The organism is Chloracidobacterium thermophilum B (assembly GCF_000226295.1).
Classification (GTDB): domain Bacteria; phylum Acidobacteriota; class Blastocatellia; order Chloracidobacteriales; family Chloracidobacteriaceae; genus Chloracidobacterium; species Chloracidobacterium thermophilum.
Genome location: NC_016024.1, coordinates 1770310 through 1792246 on the forward strand (window position 1 = coordinate 1770310; position 21937 = coordinate 1792246).

At 44.9% G+C, this 21937-nt stretch carries 34 protein-coding genes; 6 read left to right on the top strand and 28 right to left on the bottom strand.

Going from position 1 to position 21937, the window contains the following annotated elements; genetic code table 11:
- Positions 1–4: 4 nt before the first annotated feature.
- The 4 genes from CABTHER_RS07265 to deoC all read left to right on the top strand — a co-directional run bounded on the left by CABTHER_RS07265 (position 5) and on the right by deoC (position 4615).
- Positions 5–637, top strand: coding sequence for a hypothetical protein (locus CABTHER_RS07265; RefSeq protein ID WP_014099964.1), 633 nt, complete (start codon positions 5–7; stop codon positions 635–637).
- A gap of 47 nt (positions 638–684) precedes the next feature.
- Entirely contained in the window at positions 685–2550 is a 1866-nt protein-coding gene (locus tag CABTHER_RS07270) for an acyl-CoA dehydrogenase family protein (RefSeq protein WP_455423180.1), read from the top strand.
- Between the two features lie 263 nt (positions 2551–2813).
- Complete coding sequence (locus tag CABTHER_RS07275) at positions 2814–3917, top strand: HEAT repeat domain-containing protein (RefSeq protein ID WP_014099966.1); 1104 nt, start codon at positions 2814–2816, stop codon at positions 3915–3917.
- 29 nt (positions 3918–3946) lie between these two features.
- Positions 3947–4615 (top strand): deoxyribose-phosphate aldolase, encoded by a 669-nt coding sequence (gene deoC / locus CABTHER_RS07280; protein ID WP_014099967.1) that lies wholly within the window; start codon positions 3947–3949, stop codon positions 4613–4615.
- Positions 4616–4618: 3 nt separating this feature from the next.
- Here deoC and CABTHER_RS17000 read toward each other — a convergent pair whose 3' ends face one another.
- Positions 4619–5017: a hypothetical protein gene (locus tag CABTHER_RS17000; RefSeq protein ID WP_148263976.1), complete on the bottom strand. Its 399-nt coding sequence runs from the start codon at positions 5015–5017 to the stop codon at positions 4619–4621.
- A gap of 39 nt (positions 5018–5056) precedes the next feature.
- Between CABTHER_RS17000 and CABTHER_RS07285 the strand changes: the two genes are divergently transcribed.
- Both CABTHER_RS07285 and CABTHER_RS16550 read left to right on the top strand, forming a co-directional pair.
- Entirely contained in the window at positions 5057–5734 is a 678-nt protein-coding gene (locus tag CABTHER_RS07285) for an HAD family hydrolase (protein WP_041569138.1), read from the top strand.
- A gap of 25 nt (positions 5735–5759) precedes the next feature.
- Entirely contained in the window at positions 5760–7088 is a 1329-nt protein-coding gene (locus CABTHER_RS16550) for a CCA tRNA nucleotidyltransferase (RefSeq protein WP_081464765.1), read from the top strand.
- On the opposite strand, the gene accC is transcribed toward CABTHER_RS16550, so the two are convergent.
- From accC to rplB, 27 genes are all read right to left on the bottom strand, one after another.
- Positions 7075–8421, bottom strand: coding sequence for an acetyl-CoA carboxylase biotin carboxylase subunit (accC, locus tag CABTHER_RS16555; RefSeq protein ID WP_455423181.1), 1347 nt, complete (start codon positions 8419–8421; stop codon positions 7075–7077). The genes CABTHER_RS16550 and accC overlap by 14 nt on opposite strands.
- 2 nt (positions 8422–8423) lie before the next feature.
- The gene (gene accB, locus CABTHER_RS16560) at positions 8424–8909 is read right to left on the bottom strand and encodes an acetyl-CoA carboxylase biotin carboxyl carrier protein (protein WP_041569139.1); all 486 of its coding nucleotides are present in this window, start codon (positions 8907–8909) and stop codon (positions 8424–8426) included.
- 86 nt (positions 8910–8995) lie between these two features.
- The gene (gene rplQ, locus CABTHER_RS16565; protein ID WP_081464766.1) at positions 8996–9424 is read right to left on the bottom strand and encodes a 50S ribosomal protein L17; all 429 of its coding nucleotides are present in this window, start codon (positions 9422–9424) and stop codon (positions 8996–8998) included.
- 29 nt (positions 9425–9453) lie between these two features.
- Complete coding sequence (locus CABTHER_RS07300) at positions 9454–10446, bottom strand: DNA-directed RNA polymerase subunit alpha (protein ID WP_081464767.1); 993 nt, start codon at positions 10444–10446, stop codon at positions 9454–9456.
- A 33-nt stretch (positions 10447–10479) separates the two neighbouring features.
- Positions 10480–11118 carry a 30S ribosomal protein S4 gene (rpsD, locus tag CABTHER_RS15710; RefSeq protein ID WP_049787474.1) on the bottom strand — a complete coding sequence of 213 codons (639 nt, stop codon included), beginning with the start codon at positions 11116–11118 and terminating at the stop codon, positions 10480–10482.
- A gap of 40 nt (positions 11119–11158) precedes the next feature.
- The gene (gene rpsK / locus CABTHER_RS15715; RefSeq protein WP_049787475.1) at positions 11159–11575 is read right to left on the bottom strand and encodes a 30S ribosomal protein S11; all 417 of its coding nucleotides are present in this window, start codon (positions 11573–11575) and stop codon (positions 11159–11161) included.
- A gap of 30 nt (positions 11576–11605) precedes the next feature.
- Positions 11606–11989: a 30S ribosomal protein S13 gene (gene rpsM / locus CABTHER_RS15720; protein ID WP_049787476.1), complete on the bottom strand. Its 384-nt coding sequence runs from the start codon at positions 11987–11989 to the stop codon at positions 11606–11608.
- Positions 11990–12011: 22 nt separating this feature from the next.
- Positions 12012–12125, bottom strand: a complete 114-nt coding sequence (rpmJ, locus tag CABTHER_RS15725; protein WP_049787477.1) for a 50S ribosomal protein L36 — start codon at positions 12123–12125, stop codon at positions 12012–12014.
- 22 nt (positions 12126–12147) lie between these two features.
- Complete coding sequence (gene infA, locus CABTHER_RS15730; RefSeq protein WP_049787478.1) at positions 12148–12366, bottom strand: translation initiation factor IF-1; 219 nt, start codon at positions 12364–12366, stop codon at positions 12148–12150.
- A gap of 47 nt (positions 12367–12413) precedes the next feature.
- Positions 12414–13166 (bottom strand): type I methionyl aminopeptidase, encoded by a 753-nt coding sequence (gene map, locus CABTHER_RS15735; protein WP_049787479.1) that lies wholly within the window; start codon positions 13164–13166, stop codon positions 12414–12416.
- Complete coding sequence (locus tag CABTHER_RS16570; protein WP_187288353.1) at positions 13153–13836, bottom strand: adenylate kinase; 684 nt, start codon at positions 13834–13836, stop codon at positions 13153–13155. The genes map and CABTHER_RS16570 overlap by 14 nt, the downstream gene beginning before the upstream one ends.
- Positions 13826–15247 (bottom strand): preprotein translocase subunit SecY, encoded by a 1422-nt coding sequence (gene secY / locus CABTHER_RS16575; RefSeq protein ID WP_041569140.1) that lies wholly within the window; start codon positions 15245–15247, stop codon positions 13826–13828. Before secY ends, CABTHER_RS16570 begins: the two co-directional genes overlap by 11 nt.
- Positions 15248–15251: 4 nt before the next feature.
- Entirely contained in the window at positions 15252–15683 is a 432-nt protein-coding gene (rplO, locus tag CABTHER_RS15740; RefSeq protein WP_049787480.1) for a 50S ribosomal protein L15, read from the bottom strand.
- Between the two features lie 15 nt (positions 15684–15698).
- Positions 15699–16202: a 30S ribosomal protein S5 gene (gene rpsE / locus CABTHER_RS07310; protein ID WP_041569141.1), complete on the bottom strand. Its 504-nt coding sequence runs from the start codon at positions 16200–16202 to the stop codon at positions 15699–15701.
- A 9-nt stretch (positions 16203–16211) separates the two neighbouring features.
- Positions 16212–16547, bottom strand: a complete 336-nt coding sequence (gene rplR / locus CABTHER_RS16580) for a 50S ribosomal protein L18 (RefSeq protein WP_081464769.1) — start codon at positions 16545–16547, stop codon at positions 16212–16214.
- A gap of 48 nt (positions 16548–16595) precedes the next feature.
- Positions 16596–17219: a 50S ribosomal protein L6 gene (locus tag CABTHER_RS16585; RefSeq protein ID WP_148263977.1), complete on the bottom strand. Its 624-nt coding sequence runs from the start codon at positions 17217–17219 to the stop codon at positions 16596–16598.
- Positions 17191–17583 carry a 30S ribosomal protein S8 gene (gene rpsH, locus CABTHER_RS16590; protein ID WP_081464771.1) on the bottom strand — a complete coding sequence of 131 codons (393 nt, stop codon included), beginning with the start codon at positions 17581–17583 and terminating at the stop codon, positions 17191–17193. Before rpsH ends, CABTHER_RS16585 begins: the two co-directional genes overlap by 29 nt.
- A gap of 32 nt (positions 17584–17615) precedes the next feature.
- Positions 17616–18215, bottom strand: a complete 600-nt coding sequence (gene rplE, locus CABTHER_RS16595; protein WP_455423182.1) for a 50S ribosomal protein L5 — start codon at positions 18213–18215, stop codon at positions 17616–17618.
- Complete coding sequence (gene rplX / locus CABTHER_RS17795; RefSeq protein WP_014099973.1) at positions 18182–18415, bottom strand: 50S ribosomal protein L24; 234 nt, start codon at positions 18413–18415, stop codon at positions 18182–18184. Before rplX ends, rplE begins: the two co-directional genes overlap by 34 nt.
- Positions 18412–18789 carry a 50S ribosomal protein L14 gene (rplN, locus tag CABTHER_RS07320; protein WP_041569142.1) on the bottom strand — a complete coding sequence of 126 codons (378 nt, stop codon included), beginning with the start codon at positions 18787–18789 and terminating at the stop codon, positions 18412–18414. Before rplN ends, rplX begins: the two co-directional genes overlap by 4 nt.
- 34 nt (positions 18790–18823) lie before the next feature.
- Positions 18824–19072: a 30S ribosomal protein S17 gene (rpsQ, locus tag CABTHER_RS16600; RefSeq protein WP_081464773.1), complete on the bottom strand. Its 249-nt coding sequence runs from the start codon at positions 19070–19072 to the stop codon at positions 18824–18826.
- The gene (gene rpmC / locus CABTHER_RS16605; RefSeq protein ID WP_081464774.1) at positions 19072–19269 is read right to left on the bottom strand and encodes a 50S ribosomal protein L29; all 198 of its coding nucleotides are present in this window, start codon (positions 19267–19269) and stop codon (positions 19072–19074) included. Before rpmC ends, rpsQ begins: the two co-directional genes overlap by 1 nt.
- Positions 19269–19706 (bottom strand): 50S ribosomal protein L16, encoded by a 438-nt coding sequence (gene rplP, locus CABTHER_RS16610; protein ID WP_081464775.1) that lies wholly within the window; start codon positions 19704–19706, stop codon positions 19269–19271. Before rplP ends, rpmC begins: the two co-directional genes overlap by 1 nt.
- Positions 19707–19718: 12 nt before the next feature.
- Positions 19719–20402 (bottom strand): 30S ribosomal protein S3, encoded by a 684-nt coding sequence (gene rpsC / locus CABTHER_RS07325; RefSeq protein WP_041569143.1) that lies wholly within the window; start codon positions 20400–20402, stop codon positions 19719–19721.
- An 8-nt stretch (positions 20403–20410) separates the two neighbouring features.
- On the bottom strand, positions 20411–20773 hold the full coding sequence (rplV, locus tag CABTHER_RS16615; protein ID WP_081464776.1) for a 50S ribosomal protein L22: 363 nt from the start codon (positions 20771–20773) through the stop codon (positions 20411–20413).
- A 28-nt stretch (positions 20774–20801) separates the two neighbouring features.
- Positions 20802–21089, bottom strand: coding sequence for a 30S ribosomal protein S19 (rpsS, locus tag CABTHER_RS16620; RefSeq protein WP_081464777.1), 288 nt, complete (start codon positions 21087–21089; stop codon positions 20802–20804).
- A 20-nt stretch (positions 21090–21109) separates the two neighbouring features.
- Positions 21110–21931, bottom strand: coding sequence for a 50S ribosomal protein L2 (gene rplB / locus CABTHER_RS16625; protein WP_081464778.1), 822 nt, complete (start codon positions 21929–21931; stop codon positions 21110–21112).
- Between the last annotated feature and the right edge of the window lie 6 nt (positions 21932–21937).

Genomic DNA, 21937 nt, shown 5'->3' on the forward strand with positions numbered 1-21937 from the left:
TCTGATGATGCGTCACCTCTGGTGCGGGATTCTGTTGGTGACCCTGTGGTTGGCCGGGACGGCAGCCGGAACACACACAGCTTGTGCGCAGGAAAAAACCGAGCCAAACGCCCGTGCAGCTTCACCACCAGAAGTCGTCAGCGAGGTACTTGGCATTCGTTTCACCAAACCGGACCGGCTGTGGACAGTTCTCAATGAAGAAGATTCAAGTCTCCCCAAGCTGGTCTGCCTGGCCGAGGAAAGCGATACCTGGTCGCCGCGTTTTGCCGTCTTGGCGCTTCCAAGCATTATCATGCCGAATGGTATGGAGGCGCGCCTGCGACAGGTGAAAATAAGTTACGCCGACAATCGCCGCCTTGCTCAATCCCAAGATACAGCCGACATTGCTGCGTCCCAGCTTCGCATTCTCAAATTTGAGAAGACAACATTTGCCGGCAGAGATGCGATGCTCTTTGTTTACGAAATCAGTGGGGAGAAGAATTACCGCACTGTTGAGTATGGCTTTTCCTATCAGAATAACTTTTACATTGTCCAGGCAGCAGCTCCGACTGAACTCTGGGAAAAGCCGGAGGGTGCAGCAATGTTTGACCGCTCTTTCAAGAGCTTTTCTTTTCTGAAGTCTTCATCCCGTAAATAGGCGTTGCTCCTCCCTCAACGCCAGCCACCAAAACCTACTGATGATACTTGGCCAAAGAAGGTCTTGGTCAAGTATGGAAAGGATGTTCACCTATGTCAGCCGCAAGACCTGCCCCTGAAGCCCGAACCACCTATCCGAAGGGTGGTAGCTTTCTTATCGAAATGGTTTCTCCCCAGGAAGTTTTCACGCCAGAGGACTTCAATGATGAGCAACGCATGATCGCCAAAACAACGGCCGACTTTGTCAACAATGAAGTCCTGCCAAATATGGAAAAACTGGAAGAACAATACAAAACCGGCGACTTCAGCTTGACAGTCAGCCTGTTGCGCAAGGCAGCCGACATCGGACTCCTTGCTGGGGACATTCCGGCCAAGTATGGGGGACTCGAACTGGACAAGGTATGCCAGATGCTGGTGTCTGAATTTATTTCGCGTTCGGGTGGCTTCTCAGTGTCACTGGGTGGACACACGGGCATCGGCACCTGGCCTATTACCTACTTTGGCACCCCAGAGCAAAAGGCATATTACCTGCCCAAGCTTGGAACTGGTGAGTGGCTGGCAGCCTATGCTCTTTCCGAACCAGGCAGCGGCTCCGATGCCCTTGGCGCGCGGGCCAAGGCGGTTCTCAATGCCGAGGGAACGCACTACATCCTCAATGGCACGAAGATGTGGATTTCCAACGCCGGTTTCGCTGATATCTTCATTGTCTTCTGCAAGGTGGATGGTGAGAAGTTTTCAGCTTTTATTGTCCATCGGGACTACCCCGGTGTATCAACGGGCAAGGAAGAGAACAAGATGGGCATTCACAGCTCATCCACCCGGCAGCTCATTCTCGAAAATGTCCCGGTGCCAAAGGAAAACCTGCTTGGGGAAATCGGCAAGGGGCATCTCATTGCGTTCAACTGTCTGAATCTGGGGCGCTACAAACTTGGAGGCGGTGTCGTTGGTGGTGCAAAATCCATCCTTGAACACACAGCCAAATATGTGATGGAGCGCAAACAGTTTGACCGTCCAATTGGTTCATTTGGTGCCATCAAACATAAAATCGGAGAAATGGTAGCCCGCATTTATGCCACGGAGAGTATGTCCTACCGCACAGCCGGGCTCATCCACAACATCCTGGCCGACGTTGATGCTGACGACGTTGATCGCATCCTCAAGGGCATTGAAGAGTACGCCATAGAGTGTTCGATTATGAAAGTCTATGGCAGCGAAATGCTGGGTTACGTTGCTGATGAGGCGGTTCAGAGCTTTGGTGGGTACGGCTACTCCGAAGAATATCCGGTAGCCCGTGCCTACCGCGATGCGCGCATCAACCGTATCTTTGAGGGGACGAACGAAATCAACCGCCTTCTCATTCCCGGCATGCTGCTTAAGCGGAGCATGCGTGGAGAGTTGCCGCTCATGCAGGCGACACAACGCATTCTCGATGAGCTGTTGGCTGGTCCTTCCTTTGACGAAGAAGACGATGCCCCGCTCTCTAAAGAACGGAAGGCTATTGTGGATGCCAAGAAAATTGCCCTGCTCATTGCTGGCATTGCTGTCCAGAAATACGGTCAGAAACTGACGGAAGAGCAGGAAGTCCTGATAGCGTTCAGCGATATCGCCATGGATGTCTTTGCCATGGAAAGCAGCTATCTGCGGGCACTCAAGCTTCACCAGTCGCGCCCGCATGAGACAACCACCCGCGATGCTCTTGCTGCAACGCAGGTCTTTATCAATGATGCTGTCGGACGCATTGAGCTGACTGCCCGACGTATCCTGCCGACTATCTCGGAAGGTGACAACCTTCGGATACAACTTGCCGCGATTAAGCGCTTCAGCAAGTATGAAATGGTGGATACGGTTCGGTTGCGTCGCTACTTGGCAGACCGGGCGTATGAGGTACAGGGCTATCCAGTTTTCACTATCTGATGCTGTTCGACTGTACCGCCTTGCGGTGTTGAGACAAAGACCGGCTTGTGGCTGTTGTTTTTTGACGCGGGAGCAGTTTCTGGCTTCCGCGTTTTTTTGCCGGGTTGCCTCTTGCCACTTGTGCCAACTGACAAAAACCAATTGCCGGAACTGGTGCAGTTCTCGTACCGTTTAGGCACAATTGTAAGCTAGGTGGTGATCAATGCCCGGGGGACGCGCCCCCCATTTGGTCTGCCCAAGCTCCCCAATGAGGAACGCTTCACATGCTGAGCTGGTTGTGGCTAATGACAGGCTTGTTTGCGTGCCTCCCTATTATTGGGCTGGTCTTGGTGTTGATCCTTCGAACAGTTGAGGCGCGGCGTGCCGCACAGCAAAGACAGGACTATGAGCGGTATCGTGCACAGCTCCAAGACCTGTATGAGGGCCTAGACCAGGCTCAGTCGCCTGACAGTATCCTCCCGCTAGCCCAACTGTTCAAAGCTACCACTCGCGACGAAGTGGCAGCCCTCAAACACGTCATCCTTGAGGCCTATGGCACAGCACCGGAGTCCACAAAAAAGGCACTTACTCTGCTGTACGAAAGCTTGGGATTTATCGCTGACGACATCCAGGTCATTCACAACGGCTCCTTGGAAGAGCGTTCGCGGGCCGCTTTCCGTCTTGGGTGGCTGCGGTATCTTCCTGCCCTCGACGCCCTTGAACGAGTTAGCAGACACAGTTCAACCGAATTGCGTTTGGTCGCGATCTGGGCACTGACAGAAATTGCCGATACCCGGTGCGTCAAACCCGTCGTTATTGCTCTTTCTGAAGCCAACGGCTGGCAGTTAATGCAAGCAGCCAACCGCTTGTTGGGGATGCAGCGTGACCTGACTCTGCCTTTGATGGAACTTCTGGATTCGGCCGGAGGCATGCGTGAACGCCGGGAACGTATTATGATGACTGTCCTTGACCTCATCACTGACTTTGGAAACCGTGCCCAGAAGTACATCAACCCTATTGCTGGACGCCAAGCGGCACTGCGTTTACTGGAAAGCGATTCCGTCAATCTTCGCACCCGTGCCTTGCGCGCCCTGACAGCCCTTGGGGTCGAGTCTTCCCAAGAAATCGAAAGTATCCTGCGAGCACTCAAAGACAAAGACTGGGAGGTTCGTGCCGTAGCGGCCCGGGCAGTCGGCGATTTACAAATCCTGGCTGGAATATCGGCTCTCCAAGAAGCTGTAGGTGATCGGGCCTGGTGGGTTCGGCACAATGCAGCGTATGCCCTTAAAAAGTTGGGAGACGCTGGAGAAGTCGTTCTTCTTCAACTCCTGCAAAGTGATGACCGCTTCACTCGTGAAACTGTTACCCAAGTTCTACAGGAAAGTTGACTCCTGCCAAAAGGACCACTTGATAACCAATGTTACTTGCAGGCCTTATTGATCACACTTGGCTTAAGCCTGAAGCTACCAAAGCTGACATTACACGGGTCTGCCACGAAGCACGAGCCCACGGCTTTGCTGCCGTGTGTGTCAATCCTGTTTGGGTTTCCTATGCTGCCCAAATACTGACTGGCTGTCATACGGTTGTCTGCACCGTCATCGGCTTTCCTCTGGGGGCAACGACCACTAAAGTCAAAGCCTATGAAGCACAGCAGGCTCTTGAGAACGGTGCCCGTGAAATAGACATGGTTATCGCCATCGGAAAGCTCAAGGACCAAGATTTTTCATTTGTTGAGACTGACATTCAGGCTGTGGTCAATGTTACACATCAGTATCGGGCCCTGTGCAAGGTCATTATTGAAACTGCATTGCTTACCGATGAAGAAAAGGTCCAAGCCTGCAAAATCATTCAGTCGACTGGAGCAGACTTTGTCAAAACATCAACAGGATTTAGCCAAGGAGGAGCAACAGTAAGTGATGTTATATTACTTCGCCGAAGTGTAGGCGAAGCCATCGGAGTGAAAGCTGCTGGTGGTATTCGCAGCCGGGAAATAGCTGAACAACTGATTGCTGCTGGGGCGACCCGTATTGGAACAAGTAACGGTATAGCTATCCTTCAAGATACCAAGGTATCCTCCACATACTAAGCGCTACTCGGCCGTCTTGTCTCTGAGCAAGGTAACACGAGTAAGCTGGGTAGGTAGAGACTCACGATAGACCACTTCCAAACGTTGCCCCGGTTTGATGTCAGCCAAGCGAATTTCTTTGCTACGACCTAGAATTGGAAAGCCTTTTTCCGTCCCGATCTTAGCATTCCGTGAAACACGGTAGGTGAGTTCATCCCCTGTGATCTCATCAGTTGCTTCAATTGTGTACAGATCGGGATTGACTGACTTTACAATCAGGATTGTCTTTAGATTGCGCTTTACCTCACTTGCTGTGCGCGGTGCCCTTCCAACACCAACACTCCCTTGTCCAAGTAGGGGCACAGGAGAAACTGAGAGAAAGAGACTTACCAAAATAATCAAAGTGACTAAGGATAGTTTCATTCTTTACCTCTCTGAAAGATTTTGAAGTTCAGTCTGACAATGATAAAAGCTATTATATTTGATTTTGATGGGGTTATTGCTGACACGGAAGAACTTCACTTCAATTGCCTAAGAAGAATCCTGTCTGAGGAAGGAATTTGGATTGACCGGGAGATGTACAATGAAACCTACCTTGCTCTTGATGATAGAAGCTGTTTTAGAAAAGCTCTTTCAATAGCCAAGTTAAGAGAGATTCCACCTGAAAAACTTGAAGAATTTATTCATCGAAAAGCTAGATTACTCCAGTCTTGTCTCACAGAAGTTAAGCTTTTTCCTGGAATTGTCGAGTCAATCAAACAGTTCTCATCAGAAGTATTACTAGGTATTTGTTCAGGTGCGCTCCGTCAAGAAATTATGTTGGTTTTACAAAAACACTCTTTATTGGAGTATTTCACAGCCATCATTACGGCTGAAGATGTCGAGAATAGCAAACCCTCGCCAGAAGGCTACTTATTAGCTTTGCAACAGTTACAAGAGAAGTCAGGCATCCCCATCTCAGCTTTGGAGTGTATTGTTATAGAGGATTCAGTAGCTGGTATAGCAGCCGCTAAAGCAGCATCTATGTACTGTGTTGCTATAACCAATTCCTATCCCAAAGAGAAACTTTATCAAGCCGATCTTATACTTGAGTCAATTACAGAATTTTCTCTGAGAAAACTTCAGAATTACCCCAAATAGACCGACATTCCTTCCTTTTTCCAGTATGGCAGACTCGTTACCAGCTTGGCTCATTGAGCTGTGTAAAGACATTAGATCAGTAGGTGGAAAGGCATTTCTTGTAGGAGGCTGTGTCAGAGATAAGCTACTTGGTTATCCTATAAAAGACTATGATATTGAGGTTTACGGATTACCAAGCGAGCAGCTTAGAGAACTCCTTGAGAAACACGGAAAAGTGAGTACGGTAGGAGAACACTTTGCTGTTTATAAGCTAAAACCTAACGTTGAATCGGCTTTTGAAATAGACGTATCACTTCCAAGGCGGGAGTCCAAGCAGGGGTATGGACATCGCGGTTTTTTCATTCAAGGAGATCCTTGGATGTCCATCCAAGAAGCAGCAAGCAGACGTGACTTTACCATCAATGCTATCCTGCAAGACCCACTTGATGGAAACATAATTGATCCCTGCCAAGGACTTCACCATCTCAACAGTAGAGAACTACAGGTAGTCAACACAAATACATTCAAAGACGACTCATTGAGAGTTTTACGGGCAGCGCAATTGTCCTCCAGATACCAACTAAAGATAACCAGTGATACAAAGATTTTATGCCAAGAGATAGACTTAACGGATATTCCAAAGGAACGAATATGGAATGAAGTAAAAAAACTTCTCTTACTTTCTCCTCGCCCATCTTTAGGATTCGAGTATTTATTAGAACTTAGGGTTGTTGAACAACTTTTTCCTATGCTATACGAGTTGCAGAGTTCGCTGATAGGAGAAAACCCATATCCGATGAAGTCAGGCTGGGACTATGTGTTGACTTCACTCGATAGGGGTAAAATGTTTACGGAGGAACTAAGTGAGCCAGAGAAAATATCAGTTCTTTTGTCTATAGTTGGAACCAGACTGAGTAATGATAGCCTAACTCGCTTTCTCGACGCCCTTGGCCTCTATGCCTACCAAGGGTATCAGTTGCGAACTCAGATAATCTTACTAAGCAAAATACACTTACTCCCATACAAGATCTTCCATCAGCTTCAAAAACAAGAGGTATCCACTTTTGCTCTTAGGAGAATAGCAAGAATTACTGACCTCAAGCTAGTTATTTGTCTTTCAAAGGCATTGTATCTTGGTGATTCAGAAGAAATGCTAACTTGGCTTGAGGAAAAGTCAGATTCAGCTAAAAAACTGCTCTCCCCTATACTTAGAGGACATCATATCCTAAAAATGGGTATGACCCCAGGACCTAAAGTAGGAAAACTACTCCGGCAACTCCATGAACACCAAATTGATGAGAAGGTCAAGAACTTCGTAGAGGCTCAGCAATTAGCCAAGAGTTTACTTTGTAAAAGAGTTTCTAGTGACTCATAAAGGTTTCAAGGAAGCGAGTAGAAAAACTCCCTGATCTAAAGACTTCACTATCCATAATGCGTTGGTGGAGCGGTATAGTGGTCTTGATGCCTTCTATGATAAAAGTTTCTAAGGCTCTTTTCATGCGAGAAATTGCTTGGTCTCGATCTGGTGCATGCACAATCAACTTCGCTACCATTGAATCATAATAAGGAGGTACCTTGTAACCTGAATACACATGGGTATCTACGCGAACACCGGGCCCGCTGGGAATATTGAGGGACGTAATACATCCTGGAGATGGTGTAAACTTTTCTGGATCTTCGGCATTGATCCGACATTCAATTGCATGCCCTCTAAGATTAATTCTGTCTTGCGAGATAGCTAGTTTCTCTCCAGTTGCTATAAGAATTTGCTCACGTACCAAGTCGATACCAGCAACAAATTCTGTTACTGGATGTTCAACTTGTATTCTTGTATTCATTTCCATGAAGTAAAAGTTTAGTGCTTCATCTACAATAAACTCTACCGTACCGGCATTTGTGTAGTTTACCCTTTGGCAGGCGCTGAGTGCTGCCTGTCCCATCTGTTCACGCATCTCAGGTGAGACAACTGGACTGGGGGACTCTTCTATAAGCTTTTGATTTTTGCGCTGTATCGAGCAGTCCCGTTCACCAAAATGGACCATATTACCATGTTTGTCTGCTAGCACCTGAATCTCAATATGCCGAGGCTTTTCGATATACTTTTCCAAATAAACACCGGGATTCCCAAAAGCTGCCGCAGCTTCCGATTGGGCGGCTTGAAAGGCTGAACGCAATTCTTCCATCGATCTCACAACACGCATGCCACGCCCCCCGCCGCCGGCCGTTGCCTTGATCATCAAAGGAAATCCAACTTCAAATGCAACAGATTCCGCTGCTTCTAGCGACTCAAGCACACCATCGCTGCCCGGTATGACTGGTACTCCGGCAGCCCGCATTGTTGCCTTGGCAGTTGCTTTATCCCCCATGGTTCTAATAGCACTTGGTGAAGGACCTATGAACGTGATGTTACAGGCTTCACAGACCTCTGCAAAACGGGCATTTTCTGACAAGAATCCATACCCCGGATGAATTGCATCAGCATCAGTTACTTCAGCCGCACTAATTAGGGCTGGTATGTTCAGGTAACTTTGTTTGGAAGGAGCTGGTCCAATACAAACAGCCTCATCAGCAAAGCGAACGTGTAGAGAATCAGCGTCAGCTTGGGAATAGACAGCAACTGTTCTTAATCCAAGCTCTTTACATGCCCATATAATGCGACAGGCTATCTCACCTCGGTTAGCAATAAGTACTTTTCTAAACAAAGGCACTGTTACTTCCTCTTTAAGGAAAAAAGTGGCTGACCAAACTCTACGGGTTTACCGTTCTCTTGGTGTATTTTTACAATTTCGCCTGCAACATCTGACTCGATCTCATTCATCAGTTTCATAGCCTCTATAATACAGAGGACAGTACCAGGTAAGACTTGGCTACCTATGTCGACAAAAGGCTTAGAGTCTGGGCTTGGGGCGCGATAAAAAGTTCCCACAATAGGTGAGTAAATGACATGTAGGTCATCTTCCTTCACTTCTTCTAGATTACTAGACGGTGATGTGAAGTCACTAACAGTGGACTTTTCTCCTCGCAAAGGGGTATGCGATTCCGTCAAGGATATGTTAGGAGATGTAGATGCAGATAGGATATTTGTCAAATAGGTTGTCTTAATACGAAGCCTTAGACCAGCCTTGTCAATTTCCAACTCGGCAATATTTTTACTGCTAATAAACTCTATAAGCTCTTTGATTTCTTTTAAGTTCACAGACTCAACCTCTCAAAAAATAAGCTTCGACACTTGAAGTAGTACCGAAGCGAATGGGATTCTAGCTGGCGTAGTAGATCGCCTGCCTATTTGCTACCTGGCTCGACAAACTCAATAATAGCTAGCTCTGCATTGTCTCCACGACGACTTCCAAGCTTCAATATGCGCGTGTAGCCGCCTTTTCTTTCCAAGTAGCGTACTGCAATTACATCGAAAAGCTTGGCTAGCGCAGCAACTCCTGCTGTCCTATCAGAACCATGTTTTGGGCGTCTTGGGTTTGCATTCCAATTTTGGTTTCCTGCATGGAAGTAGGCTGCTGCTAGTCGCCGGGCGTGCAAGTCACCTCTCTTACCAAGGGTAACTGCTCGTTCGATAAAGGGGCGAAGCTCTCTTGCTTTCTGCAAAGTAGTAACCAACCGCTCATTCAGGACCAAGGAGGTGGCAAGATTTCTTAGTAAGGACTTCCTGTGGGCTGATGTACGTCCTAATTTTCTGTGTGCATTTAGATGCCTCATAGCAACTTCTCCGAGAGACAGGTTGTCACCTAATCATTTCTGTAACCTATTATATTGCCATCCTCATCAAATATCGCTCCTAGACCAAGTCCCATTGCAGCTAGGATTTCCTTTATCTCATTCAGAGATTTCCTGCCAAAGTTTTTAGTTTTTAGCATTTCTTGCTCATTCTTTTGAACAAGTTCTCTTATAGTCTTGATGTCTGCGTTTTTCAAACAATTGTAAGATCTTACACTTAACTCTAACTCCTCAATAGAGCGGTCTAGGTTCTCATTTTGTACTGGCCTTCGCTCAACTGTCTTAGCCGGTTCTACGTCAACTTCAGTTTCTTCAAAGTTTATGAATATTGACATATGATCCTTGACTAGCTTGGCAGCTAAGCCAATTGAGTCAGCAGGCTTTATACTCCCATTTGTCCAAACTTCAAGGATTAATTTTTCATAGTCTGTATCTTGCCCAAGGCGGGCTGATTCAACATTACACCGAACACGCTTAATCGGCGAATGGACTGAGTCAATAGGTATATAACCGATAGCAAGATCCTCATCAAAGTTCCTGTCAGCAGATACGTACCCTCGTCCTATCTTTAATCGCATTTCAATATTGAGTGACCCATTTTCACTGACAGTGGCTATGTAAACGTTACTGTCTAAGACCTCTACCCCTTCTTCCACTTCGATATTACGAGAATATATCTCGCCTGGTTGATCACACTTGAGACGCAATGTTGAGACCAGTTTTCCGGAAGCCATCTTGAAGGGTATTCTTTTCAGATTAAGAATAATATCTGTAGCATCCTCAACAACTCCGGGTATTGAAGAGAATTCGTGTAACACCCCTTCAATCTTAACAGCTGTAATAGCTGCTCCTTCCATAGAAGAGTAAAGAGCGCGCCGGATACTGTTACCAACTGTCGTCCCAAAACCTCTCTCAAAAGGCTGCGCATAAAAACAGCCATATGTCTCGGTCAGTGTTTCGAGATTACAATCTAGCTTTTTTGGTCGCTGAAACGGCGTCAACATGGTTCTTACATCACCCAGCGAAGGAATTAGGAGTTACTTAGAGTACAACTCCACTATCATCTGCTCGTTGACCTGATGGGTAATATCTTCGCGGCGGGGAAGGGCTATAACTCGACCAGATAGGGTATTCTTATCTCCAATTTCTATCCAGCTTGGGCGCCCCCTACCGGCAGCAGTTTCAAAGGATTGAAGTATTTGTGGGTTAGATGCACTTTCGTTCTTTATTGAAATAATATCTCCTACTTTCACTTGGAAAGAGGGTATATTTACCTTCTTACCATTTACTAAAACATGCCCGTGGTTGACTAGCTGCCTTGCAAATGCCCTGGAAGTAGCAAATCCTATTCTATAGACTACATTATCTAGTCTCCGCTCTAATAAAATCAATAGGTTCTCTCCTACAATACCTCGTTGACGTGCAGCCATTTCAAAGTAATTTCTGAATTGACCTTCAAGCATCCCATATATTCGCTTAACTTTTTGCTTTTCTCGTAACTGCTCACCGTATCCGGTCAGTTTCCCACGCTTTGAGTCTTTGCCGTGCTGACCCGGCGGGTATGGCCCCCTTTTCTCTATTGCACAAGATGGCTTGTAGCACCGATTGCCTTTGAGAAAAAGTTTTATCCCTTCACGGCGACAAAGACGACAAACTGCATCACGGTACCTTGCCACGACTTTTCCTAACCTCCCGAGCTCTTCTTATTGAGAACTGCTACACACGCCGTCGTTTGCGAGGACGACATCCGTTATGTGGAATCGGTGTCACATCTCGGATAAGATGAATCTCTATGCCATTAGCATGTATTGCTCTTATCGCTGACTCACGGCCAGAACCTGGTCCACTAACCCTAACTTCACAGGACTGCATCCCTGATTCTTTGGCAAGTAATGCAGCTTTAGCTGCTGCTTGCTGAGCAGCAAAAGGCGTTCCCTTTCTAGACCCTTTAAAACCAAGCGATCCCGAACTACTAGCGGCTATGAGATTGCCATTTAAGTCGGTTATACTGACTATTGTATTATTGAAAGAAGCTTGAATATGAACAATACCTTTCGGAATGTTCTTTTTCTCTTTTTTCTTGTAGTTCTTCTTCTTTAGAGAACTCTTAGTAGAAGTTGCTTTCTTTGACATACTTCACTCTCTCTAGGTTTTGTACAGCTACTATTTCTTACCAGGTGCTTTCTTCTTCGCTATTGTAGCTCTACGAGGTCCCTTACGGGTTCGTGCATTTGTGTGTGTCCTTTGCCCGCGAACTGGAAGCCCTTTCCTGTGACGCAATCCTCTGTAGGACTGAATCTCTACAAGACGCTTAATATCAAGCTGAATCTGCTTTCTTAGGTCCCCCTCTACAACGACAGAGCTGTCTATAACAGCTCTAATACGACCCAACTCATCTTCAGATAGGTTGCGCATCTTGATGCTAGGATCAACATTCGCTTTTTCTAGTATCTTTGCAGACAATGACCTACCTATGCCGTATATATAGGTTAGAGCTATCAGGACACTCTTATTTTCTGGCAGATCGACACCAGCGATACGAGCCATGCAACTATCTCCATTCCGTTAATCAACCTTGCTTCTGCTTATGCTTGGGGTTAGTACAAATTACCCGGACGGTTCCAAACCTAATAATTACCTTACAAGACTTACAGATTTTTTTCACAGATGCTCTTACCTTCATTGGCTTCTAACTCTCCTTTTTCTCACTTGTACCTATAAACAATCCTACCTCTTGTCAAGTCATACGGTGAAAGTTCAACTAGAACTTTATCACCAGGGAGTATTTTTATAAAATTTTTTCTCATCTTACCAGAAATACGAGCCAGCACAATATGCTTGTTTTCTAGCTCAACCTTAAAGGTCGCGTTCGGGAGAGCTTCAATAACGAATGCTGACGCCTCAATTGAGTCTTCTTTAGGCACAACCCTACCTCACTTGAAATACTTGGCATCCAATGAGTTTTTAGGTCTTACGAAAGGGCTGTAAGAATCAATGGCCCATTAGAGGTAATCGCAACGGTGTGCTCAAAGTGGGCTGAAGGCTTACCGTCTTTTGTTACAACTGTCCAGCCATCGCTTTCAATTCTCACTCCCGGAGAACCCATGTTAACCATAGGTTCTATAGCTAGGACCCATCCACATCTGAGCCGAGGACCCGTATTTGGTCTGTGCCCACAATTGGGTACTTGTGGGTCTTCATGCATCCTGCGACCAACACCATGACCGCAAAACTCTCTCACTAGGCTATAGCCGTATGACTCAGTGTATGAGTATATTGCATAGGTAATGTCGTATAAACGGTTCCCTTCAATCATTTGCGATATCCCACGATAGAGAGAATTTTCCGTAACACTTATTAGTTTTTGCATCTCTTTTGCAACATTCCCAACAGGAACAGTAACCGCAGCATCTGCTACATATCCGTCAAAAACAACTCCAGCATCTATACTCACAATATCACCTTCTCTTATTAGCGTTTCCTTGGGGATCCCATGAACAACTTGTTCGTTAACGGAAACACAAATGCTTGATGGATATCCTCTATATCCTTTGAATGGAGAGTAGAGTTTTTTCTTAGATAACCAGCTTTCAGCAATTTCATTCAATCTACGGGTCGTTATGCTGGGAATGGTGTTCTGCTTGAGCAAGAGTAGGAGCTCAGCTAAGTATCTTCCGGCTGTATGCATCTTTTTTATTTCATGAGATGTCTTAGTTACAATCATTAACTAATGCTCTTGCTATTTGGCGGAGTATATCTTCATGAACCTCATCTGAAGTTTTCTCTCCATTTACCGAAACCAACAGATTTCTTTGTCTATAATAGTCTAAAACTGGAATTGTTTGAGTGTTGTATTCTTTCAAACGCTCCTTAATGACCAGTTCATTGTCATCAGATCTGTAGGTGAACTCCGAACTTCCGCATTTGTCACAAATTCCATCTTTCTGAGGCTTCGCAAAGTATTTATTATATATCATACCACAGTTTTTACATAAATATCTTCCTTTTACTCTCTTTATGAGAGTGTCATCGGGAACTATAACTTCAATAACCAAGAGTTTATAATTCCTATCTAGTAGAAGTTCTCCCAAGAAAGTAGCCTGTTGGATATTTCGAGGATAACCATCTAGTATAAAACCGTCTTTACAATCAAGGTCCGAAAGCCTAGAAACAATCAAATCAGCTAGTATATTATCTGAAACCAAGCCGCCAGTCGCTATAACACTGCGTATGTATTCTGATTTAGGTCCGTCTCCTAGAGAGACTTGGCGAAGTATATCACCTGTCGATATCTTGGGTATATTCATCGAAGCACTTAGCCTACTGGACTGTGTGCCTTTGCCTGACCCAGGCGGACCCATTATGATTACAGCAAGTGGCAGCTTATGCTCCATCGGAAACCTCCTGTCGAATGCGGCGCCCTCTGACTTTGACTCCTCCACCGGCCGGGTCATACTTCTTGGTCAGGAGGCGGGCTTCAACTTGCTGCGCTGTATCCATGGAAACAGTTACAGCTATCAGTAGCGATGTGCCGCCAAAATAAAATGTGTAACCAAAGCCCTTTACCATCCAAGACAGCGCAGGGTTGGAGGAAAGACTGGAGTATAGCCATTCACCAATGATTGGAATTTCTCCAACGTCCAAGCCATTTGCAACAAACTGGGGGACAAAACAGATTATCGAAAGATATAAGGCACCAACCACAGTAATCCTTGTAACAACAAAGTCTAAATACTCAGCAGTTGACTTACCAGGCCGTAACCCAGGGATATAACTACCGTACTTCCTGAGATTGTTGGAAACTTCATGTACATCAAAGATCACAGAAACGTAGAAAAAGGAAAAGAATATTATCCCCGCTGTAAATATCAGTTCGTACAATGGATGACTTGGACGAAGGAAGCGTGTGAGTGATTCAGCAAGTGAGTCGTTTGCGCTTGCAAACTGAGCTATCGTTATGGGAAAAGCAAGGAGCGAAGATGCAAATATGACAGGTATTACCCCTGACATGTTTATTTTCAGAGGCAGATAGGACTTGGAGTCTGGAAACTCACTGCGTCTTCTTGCATGCTCAATAACCACTGGACGGTATGCCTTTTCAACGAATACTATTGCAGCAGTTAGAGCGAGTAACAGAACAAGAAGTAAAACTGTCTCAAGCGCAGAAAGAGGGTCATTCCCTATGTTGCTAGATAACTGAACAAGTATTGAAGGGAATCTAACGATAATACCAGCGAATATGAGTAAGCTGATCCCATTGCCGACTCCTCTTTCTGTAATTTGCTCGCCAACCCACATAACTAGCGCTGTGCCAGTGGTCAGAGTGATTACAGATAGGGGTACAAACAAGCTTGGGGTAAGATTGACGAGTCCAGGCTGAGACTGCATCCAAAAGGTAATTGCTGTTGACTGGAAAATAGATAGACATATGGTTAGATACCTAGTATACTGATTTATTTTTCGGCGTCCTACTTCACCCTCCTCTTGAAGACGTTTCAGTGAAGGAATAACAACCGTAAGTAGTTGTATAACAATCGACGAAGTAATGTACGGAGTAATGCCTAATGCAAATACTGATATTACCTTCAGGTTACCTCCTGAAAAGAGGTCTAAGACACCAATCAACGAACCTTGAAGGCTCTGCCACAACTGTCTCAGTTTATCTTGGTCTATACCAGGAACACGGATGTGACTACCAAGTCGGTAGAGAAGAATCATTGAGAGTGTAAATAGCAGTCTACCTTTCACATCTTTTGACTGCAAGATGCTAATTATTTTTTGCTTTATGCTTTCTATTATCGACATCTTATCAACCTATTGCCGCTCTAAGTCTAGCTGAGGTACGCAAATTCCCGGCTATTGTAATTTTCTTGTCTTTAGGAGCTACTCCTACTATCTTGAGGTGTTGCAACTTATGCAAAGCTCCTTTGATCAGTCCCTTATTCATTAGAGATTGAGTTGATATTTGCTCTTCTGCTGTATAATGCTGGGCAAGTTTACGAATATCTAACGTGTAGGTCTTGCGCTTCCTAGCAGTGACACAAGAAAAGCCTCTCTTTGGTAGGCGGCGATGTAAAGGCATCTGCCCTCCCTCAAAACCACGTTTTAGCTTGAAACCGGAACGAGACTTCTGTCCTTTTACTCCTCTCCCAGAAGTCTTTCCAATCCCCGAACCGGAACCACGCCCAACCCTTTTCTTTACTTTCCTGTCAGGACAGGTAAGGCTCTTCAGAGATAGCATTTCTGTTTCCCTTCTCTATAAATCTGCCGGATTTTTCCCCCTAATTAGGGCTATATGCTCCTTAGAGCGAACAGTGGAAAGGCCGGCAAAAGTAGCTCGAACAATATTAGCTGGGTTGTTAGTACCCAGCACTTTAGTGACGGCATCGCGAACGCCAAGTACCTGCAGGACAGCCCTCACAGTTGCACCCGCAATTACGCCCTTGCCTTCCTTAGCTGGCTTGATAAGTACCTTGCCAGCACCAAACTTGCCAATAATACTATGGGGCAATGTACCGCCATTCAAGTCTACTCTGATTAGATTTTTTTTTGCTGCTTCTATCCCTTTCCTAATGGCTATGGGAACCTCTGATGCTTTCCCCTTGCCAAAACCTACGATTCCATTTCCGTCACCAACAACAACGAGGGCACTAAAGCTCATGTTTTTTCCGCCCTTCACTACCTTTGTAACCCGTTTAATCGATATAACTGAGTCTTTGAGATCAGATTCACCTGCTTCGAATAGTACTTTATTCTTCATAAGATTATCCTAAAAATCTAGACCTCCCCTACGAGCTGACTCTGCTAGCTGCTTGACTCTACCGTGGTACTTGTAACCATTCCTGTCAAAGAATACCTTGGTAATACCTCTTCTCTTTGCTTCTTCAGCAATTTCTTTACCAACCTTACTTGCTAAATACACTTTACGTGTTAGCTTTGTTTCATCGCTAGTATATTCTTGTAATTTTAGTGAGCTGGCAGAACATACAGTAATTCCTCTTACATCATCTATGATTTGTGCATAGATGTGCTTTGCACTTCGATATACACAGAGGCGAAGGCGAGTATCAACTGACCCTTTTATTTTTCTTCTTCGGTGGCCCATAATTATCTCAGCTTGCTCTATATTAGTAGTTAAGCTTTAGAGTTCGTCCTACTTCTTTCCTCCTTTGCCACCAGATTTTCCTGGTTTCAGGAGGATTGGCTTACTAGCATAACGAATGCCTTTGCCTTTGTAGGCATCAGGAACTCTCAGTTTTACTAGATTCGCTGCAACTTGTCCAACAAGCTCCTTATCAGAACCCTTAATCGTCAGTGTGGCTTGGTACTGCTGTATTGGTTTTTGTAACTTTTCAATAATGCAATCTATACCATCTGGAAGGTGGTATTCTACTGGATGGGAGTAGCCTAGACTAAAGACAAGTTTATTGTCTTTCTTATCTACTTTGTAGCCAACACCAACTAAGTCCAAGTCAACTGAGAACTTGGATTGAAGTCCAGTAATAGCGTTGTTAATTAGAGTCCTCAACAATCCTTGATATTGATGACTTGAGTTATTGAGTGACACAACCCGAAGATGTCCATCCAGAATATCTACCCTTAGACCTTCATTGATTTTCAACTTAAATGAAACTTCACCCTTCGCTATAGAAAGAGTACCATTTTCTATTTTTACAGAGAGCCCAGAGATTTGAATTGGACGACTACCTATTCTTGACATTGTTTTCAGTAAAGGCACTGTAGAAAAACTAGTAAACAAGGCAGAGAACTTCTCCACCGACGTGCTTCAGATAGGCTTCCTTACCAGTCAGTATGCCGCGCGAGGTGCTGAGTATGCAAGTACCAAGACCATTAAGAGGACGAGGTATTCTATTTACATTAACATAAACCCTTCTTCCCGGGCGGGAGACTCTGGAAAGATGCCTGATTGCAGGTTCAGAAGACTGAGCATACCTGATGTAAATTCGTATTGTACGTTTATGACCCTCACCTGTAATTTTATAGTTATTAATATAACCTTCTTCTTTTAGAATCCTGACAATCTCGGCCTTAATCTTAGAGTAATTAACATCTACTTTTAGGTGCCCTGCTTGTGTAGCATTCCTAATTCTAGTTAGGAGGTCGCTTATTGGGTCAGTCATACTCTTCTCCAAGAAATCTTTATACTAGCAAGTCATTTCCTAAATGGCATTCCAAGGCAAGATAAAAGCTCTTGTGCTTCTGCGTCAGTTTGAGCTGAAGTAACAAAGGTTATATTCATTCCTCTAAGCTTATCAACCTTGGCGATGTCTATCTCAGGAAAAACAATCTGTTCTTTTATACCAAGAGTATAGTTTCCACGACCATCAAATGACTTGGTAGATACTCCCCGGAAGTCACGTACACGTGGTAGTGCTATCTTAACTAGGCGTTCAAAGAACTCATACATCCTTTTACCGCGTAAAGTGACCATTACTCCAACTGGGTCTTGTTCACGTAGCTTGAAGGAGGCAATTGATGACTTGGCACGGGTTACCACCGGCTTTTGACCTGTAATGAGCGCAAGCTCCTGTAGACCCGTCTCAAGAACCTTCAGGTTTTTTGAGAGTACATAGTCTTTACCGAGACCCATGTTAATAACTATTTTTTCTAGTCTCGGTACCGACATAACATTCTTATATCCAAATGTTTTACACATTTGACTTATCGCTTTTTCTCTTGCCGTCAACATACCACTACTCAAACGATTTCTATAGAAGATTATTGCTTCTTGACCTTCGAGAAAGAAAGCCAAGTTTCTTCTTCTATAATACCTCCATTGTTTTGGGAAGTTTTCTTGATGTGTTTTTTACTCATTGAGATTCCTTCGACAAGCAGTCGCAGATTGCTGCGGTCTATTTTCTTAACCAAGCCTATCTTACGCTTATCTTTACCGGAAATCAAGATTACACTGTCACCAACTCTCAAATTTTTTGATAGCTTATTACTTTTCATACTACCTCAGGTGCCAGTGAAATTATCTTCATGAACTTCTTGTCCCTTAGCTCCCTAGCAATCGGCCCCGAAACACGAGTCCCCACAGGATCCCATCCCTCGCTACCTTTCTTTACTAAAACAGCCGCGTTCTGATCGAAACGAACATAGCTGCCGTCTTTCCTGCGTACTTCCTTGCGAGTCCTCACAATAACAGCCTTTACAACTTGCCCCTTCTTGATAGTACCATCAGAAGATACCTCCTTAACATTTGCAGTAATAATGTCCCCAAGAGTGGCTCTTCTCCCAACCGAGCCACCGAGTGGTAAAATACAAGATATTTTTCTTGCACCTGAGTTGTCAGCAACATCAAGTATAGTACGCATCTGTATCATGGAGTATACCTCCTCACTTGAAAAAGAGGAAAATCTAGTGGACTTTACTCATTAACTCCTTGACCACCCATCGCTTCCTTGCAGACAAGGGACGAGATTCAACTATTCTTACCTTGTCTCCGACTTTACAGGAAAGTTCATCATGAGCTAGAAATTTTGAGCTACGTCGAACATACTTCTTGTATATTGGATGCATGACTAAGCGCTCTACTTTTACCGTGACTGTTTTTTTGTTTTTTGCACTGACAACAAAGCCCACTTTCTCAACTTTTTTACTTTTCATCACTTCTCTCTTGTCCTCTTCTCGCCTATTACAGTCTTGATCCTAGCTATGTTTTTTCTAACTATGGGAAGCTTGTTAGCCGCTTCGCGAATACCTAAGTTTTTCTTTATAGAAAGTCTTGTCAATTCTAACTTCATTTCTTTTTCAAGGGTAATCAGTTCACGTACAGACTTTGAACGAATCTCATTTAGTGTCATTACAGTATTGCTCCGTTCTCTGAGTCTCGTTGAACAAACTTCACTTTTATTGGCAGCTTTTGAGCAGCTAGGTACATAGCATCACGGGCCAACTCTTCACTCACTCCTTCGACCTCGAAAAGTATTCTCCCGGGTTTGACCACTGCTACCCAACCCTCAGGAGCTCCCTTTCCTTTACCCATTCGGGTTTCTGCTGGCTTCTTGGTAACAGGCTTGTCTGGGAAAATCCTAATCCATATTTTCCCACCTCTTTTAAGAGAACGCGATATAGCTATTCTAGCAGCTTCTATCTGACGACTGGTTATCCAGGCAGGTTCTAGAGCCTTTATGCCGAACTGTCCAAAACTAATCCTAGCACCTGATGTTGCTAAACCTGAACGGCGTCCTCTTTGCTGTTTTCTGTACTTTGTCTTTTTAGGAGATTTGTATTCAGCCATGTCTTTGTTATCTCATTTTACCGAGGTTGCTCTGCGGGAGTCACTTTGACCAAGCGTGCGTCTCACAGAATATATTTCGCCTTTGTATATCCAGACCTTTATTCCGATAACTCCATACGTTGTGTGTGCTTCTGCAAAACCATAGTCAATATCAGCCCTCAACGTGTGAAGTGGCATTCTGCCTTCAAGATACTGTTCGCTTCTTGCAATTTCTGCACCGTTGAGCCGTCCTGATACTATTACCCTAACCCCTTGTGCACCAAAACGACGTGAACTCTCAGTCACTTTTCGCATTGCCCGCCTGAAAGCGATGCGTTTTTCTATCTGTAAAGCAATTTGCTCTGCTTGCAGTTGGGCATTTAACTCTGGCTTCTGTATCTCTTGTATGTATATGCTCACATCCCGACCTGTTTTCTGCTGTATCTCAAGCTTCAATTTGTCTATCTCAGCACCCTTTCTGCCAATGATAACACCTGGACGAGAAGTATGGACGACAATTTTCAACTTGTTGACAGCACGCTCTATATCAATCGAAGCTACTCCGGCACCAGCAAAACGTTGCTTTAATTCCTTGCGCAAAAAGAAATCCTCTGCCACAAGCCTTGCAAACTCTGTATCTTTTCCTGAGTACCAAGTTGAGCGCCAAGGTCTCACAATTCCTAGCCGAAAGCCATAAGGATGAACTTTTTGCCCCATCACTTCACCTACTCTTCATTGCCATCAGAGAGTACAAACTTTACAGTAAAGAGCCGACGCTGCTCTCTATAAGCTCTTCCCATTGGAGCTGGCCGAATACGACGTCGATGCTTTGTCAGCCCGGTGTTTACGTGGCACTCTTTGATAAAAAGTTGCTCTATATTCAGTTTTAGATTGTTTTTCTCAGATAGATATTCAGCATTAGATATAGCTGACCACAAAACTTTCTTTAGCACCGAGGCTACTCTCTTTCTACTCAGGTTAAGTAATGCTAAGGCCTCAGTCACGTTGCGGCCACGTACTTGGTCAATAACCAGCCTTGCTTTCTGGGGCGATCCCTTTGTAGAACGAAGAACTGCTATAAAATGCATTTCCTAGACCTCTTCTTAAGCACTATAACTACCTACGCTTAGCCGATTTCTCGTTTTTATCCCCTGCATGGCCTTTGAACGTACGTGTTGGGGCAAATTCACCTAGTTTGTGACCTACCATATTCTCAGATATAAATACAGGGATGAATTTTTTTCCATTGTGTACAGCAAAGGTGTGCCCAACCATATCTGGTATTATTGTTGACCTCCTCGACCAGGTTTTGATGACACGTCTTTCGTTTGTTTCTCTCAGCTGCTGGAGAATATCACGTATAGAATTATCTACAAATGGTCCCTTTCTTATTGATCGAGGCATACACAACTCCTTGAATCAAACTACTTCCTACGCCGAACTATATACTTCTCTGTCTGCTTGTTACGCCGGGTTTTGTAACCACGTGTCGGCATTCCCCAAGGAGTAACAGGATGTCTTCCACCTGAGGTTTTTCCCTCTCCGCCACCATGTGGGTGATCTACTGGATTCATGGCAACCCCACGAACCTCTGGGCGTAATCCCCGCCACCGTGCCCGTCCTGCCTTTCCAAGAGATACATTCTCATGATCCAAATTACCTACTTGCCCAATTGTTGCATAGCAATTGACAGGGATTTTTCTCACTTCACCAGACGGCATGCGCAACTGAGCCATTTCATCATCCTTAGCAATAAGTTGTGCTTTTGCTCCGGCTGCTCTAACTAACTGCCCTCCCCTCCCTGGCTTGAGTTCAATGTTGTGCAAGTCGGTTCCAAGCGGTATCTTAGATATCGGAAGTGCATTACCAGGGATAATGTCTGCGTCAGGACCAGATAACACGAACTGGCCTACTTTGAGGCCGTTCGGTGCAATTATATAACGCTTTTCGCCATCAATATAGTTTACAAGTGCGATCCTTGAGGATCGATTTGGATCATACTCAATTCTTGCTACCTTACCAGGTATCCCAAGCTTATCGCGTTTGAAGTCTATGATTCTGTATAGACGCTTGTGCCCCCCACCTCGGTGACGGGTTGTAATTCTCCCATCGCTATTTCTACCTGAAATCTTCCTCTTCTTCTCCGTTAAGGACTTGAGCGGACGCTCACGTGATAGTTCAGAATCAACGATAAACGTCTGAAAGCGCCTCGCAGGTGATGTAGGTTTTACACTCTTGATTGGCATAGCAAT